The organism is Enterobacter sp. ku-bf2 (assembly GCF_001742765.1).
Classification (GTDB): Bacteria; Pseudomonadota; Gammaproteobacteria; order Enterobacterales; family Enterobacteriaceae; genus Enterobacter; species Enterobacter quasiroggenkampii.
Map to the genome: position 1 here is coordinate 1 of NZ_MDVW01000016.1, position 774 is coordinate 774.

Sequence of the window (774 nt, forward strand, 5' to 3'; positions counted from 1 at the left end):
CCATATTCAGCCTTCTCATCATCCGTCATGTTTCCGGCTACATTGGGTTTCAAGCCCTGATCTGAATCATCCGAAGAACATGCACGCCCAAAGCTACACTGAGTGGCTTTATCAACTGCATCAAACAGATCATCCACAGCTAACGTTATTTTGTCATTAGCGTTTTTGGTGACCTGATCTCCCGGGTTTACCGGAACCCCGGGAACAGGCACCGGAACCGGAGGTGCAATACCCAGCGTGTTATTCTCAACCGTCGTTTTGCCCGCCTGAGCCGCCGCTACCGCATTCGCTCTGCTGTCTCCGACAAGCCCGCCAGCCAGGCCAGAAGCCAGTGTCGCCAGCGCAGATATCGTCTGTTTATCTTCCTCACTCAGTTCGCTGACCTGTTTGCCAAAACCGTCAACCGCAATCTTACCGGCCAGCTCACCCACCGCCGCACCGGCTGCGGCCGACGCCCCATCTCTGCCGGAAGCGGCTGCAAGTGCGGCGTTGACAACCGCATGGGCCAGCACGCGTCCCTTAAGATCCTTCTCCGGGATGGCATTCGCGATGGCATTGGCGATACGGCGCGGCACCGCCCGCAATCGCAGCTTTAATATCACCACCTGCCAGCGCCTGAATGGCCGCCGTTGCTGCCGTGATGGCGCGCTGGGTGCTCTGCCCCGTTCCCATGCCAGACTGGTTAAACGCTTCGTTATAGAAGGTCTGGTACATCTGGTCATGAATCGCCTGATCGGTAACCTCTTTACCGTCTTTTTTCAGCTGGCTGATGGC

Annotated in this window: 1 pseudogene; it reads right to left on the reverse strand. The window is 57.0% G+C overall.

Going from position 1 to position 774, the window contains the following annotated elements:
- Positions 1 to 239 precede the first annotated feature (239 nt).
- Positions 240 to 774, reverse strand: a pseudogene (locus BFG58_RS23415) (VENN motif pre-toxin domain-containing protein); the annotation flags it as partial.